Source organism: Streptomyces sp. NPDC127084, assembly GCF_042724175.1.
In the GTDB taxonomy this organism is placed as follows: domain Bacteria; phylum Actinomycetota; class Actinomycetes; order Streptomycetales; family Streptomycetaceae; genus Streptomyces.
In genome coordinates this window covers 1-9,883 of the sequence record NZ_JBHXFA010000203.1, presented here as the reverse complement: position 1 = coordinate 9,883, position 9,883 = coordinate 1, and the positions used below count along the sequence as shown (strand labels likewise).

Here is a 9,883-nt window from a genome sequence, read left to right as displayed (position 1 = left end):
CTTCCGGGAAGCAAATTCCCTGAAGCGCGGCCGACCTCTCGGTACACGTCATGAACGCCGCTGGCGGCTCATCACTTCGCGCATCACGTGGACGACACGCACACCACGTAGGGGGTGAACGTCGCGTCTCCCTCGCCTGTGTTCGTAACGTTCAGCAGCCAAGTCTCCTCGCTGCTGGACTTGACGTTGCCGGTGACCACGAGGTCGGTGTGCGTCACGATGTATCCGCCGGCGATGGCGATCTCCCCGTCCTCGCAGCTGGCGCTGGACGAACCGGCCTCCCCTGCCACGAGAGTGATGGGCTCCCCGTCCCTCAGGGTCACGCCGGCCACGCCGGCCCCGGTCGCACCCGTTGCACCCGTCTCACCCGTCGCGCCAGTGGCACCCGTGGCACCGGTTTCTCCGGTCGCTCCAGTGGCACCGGTTGCTCCGGTCGCACCCGTGACACCGGCAACTCCCGAGGCCCCCGTGGCTCCCGTGGCCCCAGTGACTCCGCTGCCCGTCGCGCCAGTGGCACCGGTAGGGCCAGTGGGGCCGGTTGGCCCGGTGTTGCCTCTGGAGCCGTGGGGGCCCTTAGGGCCCTTGGGCTTGTCCCTGCATGGGTAGTCAGGGGCAAACATCTGAACAAGGGCAGCCTGCGCCTTCGTGCACGGGCGCTTGTCCATCGCGACGCCTGACGCGCTCGCCGGAGCGATGGCCCCTGGCGCGGACAGCGTGGCAGACGTTAGGGCCACGCCTCCTGCCAGGCGCCACAGGCGCTGCCGCCGTGCCCTGACAGCGGTCTGTCTAGCTTGTGTACTCATCGCCTCACCTCTGGGAGGAGGAACTCACTCGAATCGAGGAACGGTACGATCATCATCATCCCCCGTAATTGGAAGAGCACTTTGAGTGGTCGGCGATACGGCCGAACGGTGACTGTCGCTGCACGGGGCCAGGACAGTCCCCGGTGCGCGGGGTGGGGAAGGGGCCGCGGCTCTCAGGAGCCGCTCAGAAGGTGGTCCTACGGCAACTTGGCAGTAGCCGAAGGCGGAGCGCGCACTCGCACTCATGGACACGCTGAGCGTCCCGGGTCGGCGGGCCGAAGTGGATCGGCTCAGGGAACTCCTGTGCGAGCTGTCAGTCACCGTGGACATGCACCCGTACTCGTCGACGGTGGAGACCGGGGAGCGTGGGGCGGCGCGGATGCGGCTGAAGAGCATGCTGACGCACGCCAGATGATCGTCCCTGACATGCAGTGGCCGCCCGACCCGCATCAAGTAGGTGATCACCAACCCGATCGGCCGAACCGTCCCAGGGAGTAGCGGACGTGCTGGCCTTTGAAGGAGCCGGGGCTGGACTTCATCAACGGGGCCGGCGCTGCTGCGGGCCGGGTCGTCTGGATGAGTGACACGCCCTGACGCGAGCCCCGGTACCGTCCCGAGTGTGACGAGACGGAGTTCATCCGCCCTGACCAGTGATGAGCGGCTCGCAACTGCCATAGCCGAGGTGGCTGGAGACTGAGCCGCCTACTGGACGCGCAGGCCGGACGCAGCGGCGAAAGTCCGAACAAGGTCCTGGCGCGGGTGGCCAAGGAACTGTACTCGAGGAACGTGGAGCCCGCGCCCAGCACCTGGGGGGCCTGCGAAGTTCTGACGTCGAGGGGAACAGCATCCATTCCCCGCGAATCGGCACCGTATGCACAGACCTGCAGCATTTCCATCAAAGAGACCAGCGTGAACGGCGACGACACAGCCGAGATCATCACCCTCACGATCGACCCGTTCTTTCGGGAGGTCGACCCCGACTGCTTCTACGTCGACGACCTGGCCTGCCCATTGTCTGCGCCCTGAACAAACCCCAGGCGCGGTGAGCACCTGCCGACGTCCCTAGGTCGCGATGATCTGGTGGACGTCGAGGTGACCGGACGCCGGTCGTGCAGCAGGTGGAAGCGGCCCTACCTGCTGTCCCGTGCCGCGCTCGGGCGTACAGTGCGCACGGCATCTGAGGCATGGTGGTCTTCGGGGGCGGTGCGGGGTGCGGGAAGCTCGGGTGATCGCATCCGGAACAGGGGCAGGGCGCCGGTGAGTTCCATGACCCTGCGGCCTTGTTCCGGGAGGCCGGACAGTTCCAGCAGGAAGCCCTCGACGTCGGAGCGTTGCCGTAGGCGCAGCAGCATGGTGAGGCTGCTGGAGTCCATGAACGACACCTCGCTCATGTCCAAGGTGAGGGTGCTGTTGTGCAGCGCCAGAGGAGCGATCGCGTGGGTGACGTACGGACAGGTGTCGATGTCGAGTTCACCCTGGAGAGTGACCACCATCCGCTTGGGGAGGTGGCTGACGGTCACGTGGAAGTCCTGCATGATCAGACGGCCCCCTTCGGGACAGAGCCCAAAACGGCCGGCTTCCAAGCGGGTGGGCCGACCGTCAAGCGCGCGGCCACCGGCGGTCGCGCACAGCCGAGCAAGACCACCCGTACCCTCCGGCAGCCACCACAGTGACCGTCCGGCAGCGCGGGGCACCTCACCAGACCAGGCTGGGAGTCCCCACAGCGTGGCACACCCGCCCCTGCCCCGGCCAGACAGCGCCCCCTTTCCCTTATGTCCTATTAATGGGGTTCCGGTCGGGAGCACATGTCACGCCGCTCGTGTTCGCTCCCCGCGTCCATCCCGCGCTCCCGCCCGCGGCACGCCGAGGCAGGGAGGACGGCCCCGTAGGCCCGTGAGCCCGCGGTCTGATCACCTGCTGAGGTCATGGGCGACGGCCAAGTGCGCTGTCCGGGCGGCGTCGCGGTCGCCCGCGAAGATCATTCTGTGAGCGGTCCTTATGGGCGATGTCGACGGTGATCGTGGCCGCCACGCCACGATCCGCCGCGCTCCCGGCTGCCGCCACCGGTTTCAGGATCTCTCAGGGCCCCATCAGGGCCTCGGGCCGGCCGCGAATCAGCCTCAGCACCAGGTCCCGTACCGCCAGGGCTCTGCGCAACTCGGCGAGAAATGGGTCACATGCGTGAGCGGCAGGCAGTTCGCCGGGCAATGGAGGTGCGTGCCGACTTCCCGCAGTGTCAGGCTGCGCGGATGAACCGTGAACAAATGTCCAGGATCGCTCACGTCAACCATCCGATCAAGTCTCCCCTCGATGACGATTCGGTGCGTGAACTGCTGGAGCGCGGGATCTCCCAGCCCGACGCGCGTGTGCTCGATCTCGGCTGCGGAGAAGGAGAGTGGCTCCTTCGCGCACTGTCCACCAGCCCTCGATTGCGTGCCGAGGGCGTCGACATATCCCAAGACGCACTGACGCAAGCCGATGAAGCCGCGAGCAGCCTCGGCGTCCAGGAACGTCTGATCCTCCACCACCAGGCAGCCGCCGACTTCGTCTCCGCGCACCCGTTCGACCTGGTGCTCAGCATCGGGGCCGCCCACGCCTTCGGTGGCCTGCTGCCCACTCTCGCAGCGGCACGCAGGCATCTGGCGCCGGGCGGACGCGTCCTGGTCGGTGACGGATTCTGGGAGAGGGAACCCTCCCCGGAAGCGGTCGAGTTGCTTGGCGAGTTCACCGACCTGGCGACCACCTTGGACCGGGTGACCGCTGACGGGTGGACGCCCGTCCACGGCCATGTCAGCACCCGCCGGGAACTGGACGATTACGAGTGGGCATGCTGGGGGGCGATGGCTGCATGGGCCCTGGACCATCCTGATGATCCGGACAGTTCCGAGGTTCTCTCGACAGCCACTCTCCGCCGCTCGGAGTGGTTGCGTTCCTACAGAGACAGCTTTGGCTTCGTCTGCCTGGTGTTGCGCCGGACCTCCGGCTGACCTGATGAGCCCTGCTGCTCCGGCCATCGGACCGCTGACGACTGTGACGCGGGTGGTCCCAGACGTCAGTCGCGCCGTCAACGCCACGGACACTCGGCCGGCTTATCGGTTCGTGAGTAGCTCTTTGATGGCTGTGACACCTGCGGTGATGGCGTATTCGCTGATGTTGCCGGCAAGGTGGTACGGCGCGCCTCGCGTAGGTGGTCCGCATCCGGCGCACGTGCCGGTCGAAGCGGCCGGACTCGATCATGCCGGCGAGGGCGAGCTGATCGGGCGTGGGCGATCCGCGGTCGCTTTGCTGCTTGTGCTCGTTGATCATCTCAGTGGGCGCGGGTGGGCGAACAGGAGCGCACACGGCCACGACCCCGGACGCGAGTCGATACCCGCCACGCCGTGATCCGGCATCCTTTCGCCCCGGCCTGACCCGTCGCCCCCGCGCGAGTTCATGGCCGGGCAAGGGGGCTCCTGGCCTGCTGAGTTGGCGTGTGGAGCTGCGGCCGATCGTGGAAGCCGTGGGTTGGGGGATCGGCCGCGCGCAATGGGGACCGGCTTTCGGGGCAGTCTCGCCTCGGGGGTGAGGAAGCCTCTATTCTCTGCCTCATGTGTCCAGATTTGATTGATTTGCCTGCTGTGTCCAAGGGTGCTGTGCTCACGGGGCTGGGTTCATGGCTGCCGCCCACGCAGGTACCCAATCGCGCCGTGGTGAGCGAGCGGTTGGACAGACTGGTGCGTGAACGGATCGGGATCCGCTCGCGGCATTGCGTCGGCCCGGGAATGGCCACCGGAGACATGGCGGTCGAAGCGGGAACGCGGGCGTTGAAGTCCGCCGGCGTGGAGCAGGTTGACGCCCTCGTGCTTGCCACGACCACACCGGACCGGCCCGTGCCAGCCACGGCTCCGGACGTCGCTTCGCGCCTGGGCCTCGGGACGGTCGCGGCATTCGACCTGGGCGCGGGGTGTTCCGGGTTCCTGTACGGCTGCGGTGTCGCCGGCGGGCTCATCGCTTCGGGGACCGCGCGGCGGGTGTTGGTCATCGCCGCTGACAGCATGACCACTATCACCGACCCGAAAGACCCTTCCACCGCACCGATCTTCGGGGACGGTGCCGGAGCGGTCGTCCTCGAATGCGGCGCAGCCGGCGCACCGGGCACGCTGGGTCCGATGGTGTGGGGCAGCGACGGGGAGCTCGGCGACGCGATCGTGATGCCTGCCGGCGGCTCACGACAGCGGTCGGCCGGAACCGAGACCGCTCCGTCCGACCACTTCGTGCACATGCGAGGCACCGATGTGTTCCGGCATGCCGTACGCCGCATGAGCCAAGCCGCGCGGGAGGCTGTGCGCTGCGCTGGGTGGAGCCTTGCGGAGGTCGACCGCTTCATCGCCCATCAGGGCAACGCGGCCATCGCCGCGGCGGTGGCGGACACGCTTCGCTTCCCGCCGGACCGTATGCCCTCGAACATCGCGTCAGTGGGGAACACGGCCGCGGCGTCCATCCCACTGCTGCTGGCCGAGGCGGCCGTCTCCGGCACCGTGCGCGGCGGGGACAAGGTCCTCCTCGTCGCGTTCGGAAGCGGCCTGACATGGGCCGCCACCACCCTGACCTGGCCGACCGACCTCTCCGCACTGCGGTGAGCCACCGAAACGGAACGCGCATGCCCGTCGACGTCACCCACATCCTCACCGAGCGGGCGGGACTCCAGCCCGGACCGATCGCGCCCACGGCCACCCTGGCTCAGGCCGGTGTCGACTCCATGGCCGCCACTGTGCTGTCCATGGTCCTCGAGGACGACTTCAACGTCCTGATCAGCGAGAAGGAACTGCTCGCAGCGCCGACCATCGCCGCCCTGTCCCACCTCGTCAACGCCCGGGCGGCCCTGGCATGAGGGGCACGTCGCTCGCTTCGCGCCAAGCCTTCCCGTTCGCCGAGGCGGATGAGGAAATGCACGAGCTGTCGTGGCTTGGCACTCGTTACGCCTGCCGCGTACTGATCCCCCGCGGGACGCCGGACAGCGAACCCCTCCTCGTCATCGGCGGAGTTCTGCAGGACATGCGCTCCTGGCCGCGTCTGGAGCGGCGCCTGGCAGGCCGACAGGCCATCGTCTTCGTGGAGCTTCCGGGCGTCGGCAATTCCCATGCCCTGCCCGATGAGTTCACCTGGGACGATCTGGCCCAGGCAGCGGTGCACGCCATGGACGTGCTGAACATGCCTCGCTTCAACGTCATGGGCGGGTCGGCCGGCGCGCCCATCGCCTACCGCGTGGCGCGGCAGCACCCTGGCCGCACCGCCCGCCTCGTACTCGTCGGAGCCACCCCCCGGCTGAGCCCGCGGGTCCGCGACCTGGTCAAAGCGGGACAGCGCCGTTTCGACGGGCTCTATCGTCCCGGGCTGCCGCCCGTCGACGACGCCACCCACGAGGAGTCCGCCCGGCAGGTGATCGAGCTGCTGATGAACACGACGGCAGCCGCCGAAGTCTCCCAGAGCCGCATGGTCTCCAGGATGCTGCGCCGTCAACTGCTGGAGTTCCCCCGCGAGGCGCTCCTTCGCTTCGCGGAATACCACCAGCGGCTGATCATCGACAAGGAACTCCTTCCCCCCGGAGGCATCCACGCGGTGAAGGCCCTGGTCCTCACCGGCGAGCACGACCAGGCCAGCCCTCCGGATCAGGGCAGGGCGGTCGCCGCGACCATCGCCAACTCCACGTTCCTCCTGATGAGAAACGCCGACCACCTCGTCCACATCGAACGCGAGGCTGAGTTCGCCGACCTGCTCTCCCGATTCCTGACCGACGCCCCCCTCGACGCCCTGCCCTACTGCACGCCCCCCGAACACCTGGCGGGACCGGCGCGGCACACACTTACCGCCCACCAGCGGCGTAGTGGCGAAAACCAACCGGTGAAAGCCTGAGCGCCTGCCTGACAGCCGTCAGGTGAGTGCCCGGCTCGTCGTCGGCTGAGGGAAGTGCTCGGGCGGGGTTCGGGCATCAGCCACCGATGGCGGCTGCACCCCCACGGGGTGCAGCCGCGGCGTGCGGTGCCGGCAGCGCTCGCCGCCGAGCCCGGTGACGGGCACCTCAAGTGCGGAATCCGGGTGCAACGAGGCCCGCTTCGGTGCCGGTAGAGCACTCAACCTGGAGCCGGGCGGTACGAGCAGAGCCCCTGTCGCGCCGAAATTCCTTGGAACCCGTGAAGCTCAGGGCCCCTCTTCTCAACGCAGCCATAGCCAGCCTCAAAGCTCTTCGCAGACCACCGCGACCAGGTGCCTGCGATCCGCGCGGAGGCGGGCCAGGACCGACACATGATCAGGGCGACCGCCCGGCGCCACAGACCGCGCCGGCGCAGCCGCCTGATGCTCCAGAGCAAAGCGACCCCATAACCCCCCTACACGCAAGGACAGTCTCTCGCGATGATCACCGCCATACGCAAACGCGCCGTCACGGCTCTCTCCACCACGGCATTGGTCTCCGCCGCGCTGCTCAACACCGCCCCTCCGGCCGCGGCCGTGCAAGGCGGCCAACCGGCCCGGGCAGCGGACTATCCGTGGGCCGTCGCGGTCAAGCCGGTGCTGGTCCCCTTCGCCTTCTGCGGCGGCACACTGATCGCCCCGAACAAAGTCCTCACCGCAGGACACTGCGTGGACGCCTTCCTGAAGACCCCAGGACTCCTGCAGGTGGTCTCCGGCCGCGACAACATATGGTCCTCAAAGGGCACCAAGACAAGCGTGGCGCACGTCTGGCGCCATCCGCGCTACGCCACCTTCACATACAAGGGCGAGACCGGCTACCGAAACGACATCGCCGTACTCACGCTCAAGTCGCCGATCAACGCCCCCACTCTGCCCATGGCAGGCTCGGGCTCGAGCGACCTCTACCAACCCGGCCGGGCTGCTCGGATCCTCGGCTGGGGCACCACGTCGTCCGGCGCCCTCGACGGCGGAGTGCTGCGCACCGCGACCCTGCCGGTGGCAGCCGACTCGTCCTGCGCCAAAGCCGACTCCTACGGCGATGCGTACGACCCTCAGCAGTACACGTGCGTGGGTGGTCTGACCAACGGCGGCGTCGACACCTGTGACTTCGACAGCGGTACCCCGCTCGTTGTCGACGGAGTCCTTGCGGGCGTCACTTCCTGGGGCATCGGCTGTGGCAAACCGGGCCTTCCCGGTCTCTACACCCGCGTCAGCGCCTTCGCCTCGGAGATCAACGCTCAGCTCACCAAGTAGCCGGCGCCCAGCTGAGACCGCGAGCACACGTCAGCCCCGGTCGGACCCGTGAGATCTCATGGGTCCGACCGGGCTTGAGTGCGGTGGTTCCCTCCTGGTCGGGTCACAGACCGAAACCCACGAGCGGGCCGTGTCGGCTGCCGCGAGAACGGGTTCGCGCGCCTCTGCCTTCTGCTCGCGTGTCAGACGGGGGCCTCTGACCGGAGCTGCCGACGGCGGAAGAGCCGCCGGAGCACGGTGCCCGTTCCCTGCTCGGCGCGGTCGCCCGTCCGGATCACCATCCGCTGCCCCATCTCGGCCAGGACGGCCACACGGCCGGGGTGACCAGCAGCACGATCTCGCTCATCCGGCCCGGTTATGTCCCCAGCCCATTCCCTCTGCATGCCTACAAGACTGTTCCCGGCCCTGCCGACCGGGGCCGAAGCCACAACATTTTCAGTGATCTTCTAGGAGAGAACCCATTGGGGTGGGTGGCCGGAGTTGGCCGGGCAGGTGAAGACGTGCAGGTCCCGGTCCCGGCCGAAGCGGAGCCGGGTCGGTTGGGCAACGGACGGGCCGCCCCGGACCGAGGCTTTCCCCCGCAGGGACGGGTCGCGGTCCTCCAGCGGCACCCAGCTGTGCGAGCCGGCGTCCATCTCGTAGCCGTCGGCGGTCAGCAGCAGCCGCATCGGGGTCGCGCAGGATTCGCAGGCGACGGACATCGGGCCCGTCGACGCCCAGCTCGGAAAGCCGCCGACCCGCCAGCCGGGCGGGATCGACAGGTCGAACTGGTAGCTGGGGGCATCGGGGCCGTGGTCCGCCGCCTGGGCGTCGTCCCACGCGTCGATGCGGGCGACCAGAGGGGCGGGCAGCGTGTCGTCCTCTGCCCAGGGATAGGTGTCCACCTCTTCGGGATGCAGGACACACGGCTCGGGGAGTTCGTGCTCCCACCGCAGCATGGGCACTTCGGGCGGGGTGGCGAGGAAGCGTTCCGCGCGCTCGGTCTCCGCGGCCTGCCACCACCGCAGTTGGTAACGGCGCTCCAGATACGGACCGTGGGTGAACGGGCAGCGGAAGATCTGCACCAGGTCCGCACCAGCGGGCCCGGCCGCCAGAGCCGGGATGTCCCGGCGAAAGAACTGGGCGAGGCCTACGAACGGCACCGGGCCTTCTTCCCCGGGCGTTCCGGAGCCCGGCCACGGCCGACTCCGCGGCCAGACGCCAGCGGCCCTGGAGCTGCGGATCTCGTCCGGCATGTACCCCTCGGTCTCGGGCTGGTGTCGCTCGTGGCAGATCGGCCACGCCTCGCCGTCCGGCCACAGCACCGGCCCGCCGACATGGCTCTCGCGCATGCCAGGTCGTCCCGGCCTGGGATGCAGTCGGGTCGTCCGGCCTCGGTGCGCGGCCAACTCCGGGAACACGGCCTCCACAACAGCGGGTCGTGGAGGCGTGGTCCTCGTCATACGCAGACCGTACGCGGACCGGGAAACGCCACGCGAGTGGGTTGCCCCAAAACCGGTGTGGTTCACAGGTCCGAACCGACGCCGGGTCTCCGCCGACGTGGACCCTTGCCCGCCACGAACGTGATCGCTGCCCGGGGGCAGGCCGGGTACGCCCGGAGGTGGCGCGTTCGGCTCGCAACTGCGACCACAGGTCGGTGGAGGCTGGGCTGTCGCTCAGCCACAGTGGCTGCACACCGCCGTCACCTCCAACCGAGGTGACGATGCGTCCGGGCAGCGGGACTATCCGTAGTGCGGGCGGGATTCGAGGTTCACGAGCGGGTGCTAGGCCCGGGGTCTGACAGTGATTCCCAATCAGGTTGTCAAGGCAGGTGGATGACGAATCGTGGCCGCGTCATGGTGTCGCTGTGACGGTGTGTTGAGGTGGGACGATCTCGA

The 9,883-nt window shown here is 68.5% G+C and carries 11 protein-coding genes; 7 read left to right on the top strand and 4 right to left on the bottom strand.

Features of this window, described 5'->3' with window-relative positions; genetic code table 11:
- Positions 1–83: 83 nt before the first annotated feature.
- Positions 84–332: a hypothetical protein gene (locus tag ACFWI9_RS30565; RefSeq protein WP_387167392.1), complete on the bottom strand. Its 249-nt coding sequence runs from the start codon at positions 330–332 to the stop codon at positions 84–86.
- 715 nt (positions 333–1,047) lie between these two features.
- On the opposite strand from ACFWI9_RS30565, the gene ACFWI9_RS30560 reads away from it, so the two are divergent.
- The gene (locus ACFWI9_RS30560; RefSeq protein WP_387167390.1) at positions 1,048–1,218 is read left to right on the top strand and encodes a hypothetical protein; all 171 of its coding nucleotides are present in this window, start codon (positions 1,048–1,050) and stop codon (positions 1,216–1,218) included.
- 344 nt (positions 1,219–1,562) lie between these two features.
- Positions 1,563–1,829, top strand: coding sequence for a hypothetical protein (locus ACFWI9_RS30555; protein WP_387167386.1), 267 nt, complete (start codon positions 1,563–1,565; stop codon positions 1,827–1,829).
- A 104-nt stretch (positions 1,830–1,933) separates the two neighbouring features.
- Here the strand turns inward: ACFWI9_RS30555 and ACFWI9_RS30550 are convergent, their stop codons facing one another.
- Complete coding sequence (locus ACFWI9_RS30550; RefSeq protein WP_387167382.1) at positions 1,934–2,338, bottom strand: STAS domain-containing protein; 405 nt, start codon at positions 2,336–2,338, stop codon at positions 1,934–1,936.
- Between the two features lie 714 nt (positions 2,339–3,052).
- Here ACFWI9_RS30550 and ACFWI9_RS30545 point away from each other — a divergent pair.
- From ACFWI9_RS30545 to ACFWI9_RS30525, 5 genes are all read left to right on the top strand, one after another.
- The gene (locus ACFWI9_RS30545; RefSeq protein ID WP_387167380.1) at positions 3,053–3,790 is read left to right on the top strand and encodes an SAM-dependent methyltransferase; all 738 of its coding nucleotides are present in this window, start codon (positions 3,053–3,055) and stop codon (positions 3,788–3,790) included.
- A gap of 630 nt (positions 3,791–4,420) precedes the next feature.
- Positions 4,421–5,422 carry a beta-ketoacyl-ACP synthase 3 gene (locus ACFWI9_RS30540; RefSeq protein WP_387167377.1) on the top strand — a complete coding sequence of 334 codons (1,002 nt, stop codon included), beginning with the start codon at positions 4,421–4,423 and terminating at the stop codon, positions 5,420–5,422.
- 20 nt (positions 5,423–5,442) lie between these two features.
- On the top strand, positions 5,443–5,673 hold the full coding sequence (locus tag ACFWI9_RS30535) for an acyl carrier protein (protein WP_387167374.1): 231 nt from the start codon (positions 5,443–5,445) through the stop codon (positions 5,671–5,673).
- Positions 5,674–5,729: 56 nt separating this feature from the next.
- Complete coding sequence (locus ACFWI9_RS30530) at positions 5,730–6,695, top strand: alpha/beta fold hydrolase (protein WP_387167372.1); 966 nt, start codon at positions 5,730–5,732, stop codon at positions 6,693–6,695.
- 498 nt (positions 6,696–7,193) lie between these two features.
- Positions 7,194–8,006, top strand: coding sequence for a S1 family peptidase (locus tag ACFWI9_RS30525; protein WP_387167370.1), 813 nt, complete (start codon positions 7,194–7,196; stop codon positions 8,004–8,006).
- 182 nt (positions 8,007–8,188) lie between these two features.
- Here ACFWI9_RS30525 and ACFWI9_RS30520 read toward each other — a convergent pair whose 3' ends face one another.
- Together ACFWI9_RS30520 and ACFWI9_RS30515 are read right to left on the bottom strand one after the other, a co-directional pair.
- Positions 8,189–8,317, bottom strand: coding sequence for a hypothetical protein (locus ACFWI9_RS30520; protein ID WP_387167367.1), 129 nt, complete (start codon positions 8,315–8,317; stop codon positions 8,189–8,191).
- 135 nt (positions 8,318–8,452) lie between these two features.
- A complete protein-coding gene (locus tag ACFWI9_RS30515) occupies positions 8,453–9,448 on the bottom strand; it encodes a hypothetical protein (protein WP_387167365.1) in 996 nt (331 codons plus the stop codon).
- Between the last annotated feature and the right edge of the window lie 435 nt (positions 9,449–9,883).

Bases quoted from the DNA above. Each gene is read 5' to 3' on its own strand.
- ACFWI9_RS30560 (WP_387167390.1), top strand. From the start codon at position 1,048: ATGGACACGCTGAGCGTCCCGGGTCGGCGGGCCGAAGTGGATCGGCTC.
- ACFWI9_RS30515 (WP_387167365.1), bottom strand. From the start codon at position 9,448: ATGACGAGGACCACGCCTCCACGACCCGCTGTTGTGGAGGCCGTGTTC.
- ACFWI9_RS30545 (WP_387167380.1), top strand. From the start codon at position 3,053: ATGAACCGTGAACAAATGTCCAGGATCGCTCACGTCAACCATCCGATC.
- ACFWI9_RS30535 (WP_387167374.1), top strand. From the start codon at position 5,443: ATGCCCGTCGACGTCACCCACATCCTCACCGAGCGGGCGGGACTCCAG.
- ACFWI9_RS30550 (WP_387167382.1), bottom strand. From the start codon at position 2,338: ATGCAGGACTTCCACGTGACCGTCAGCCACCTCCCCAAGCGGATGGTG.
- ACFWI9_RS30530 (WP_387167372.1), top strand. From the start codon at position 5,730: ATGCACGAGCTGTCGTGGCTTGGCACTCGTTACGCCTGCCGCGTACTG.
- ACFWI9_RS30525 (WP_387167370.1), top strand. From the start codon at position 7,194: ATGATCACCGCCATACGCAAACGCGCCGTCACGGCTCTCTCCACCACG.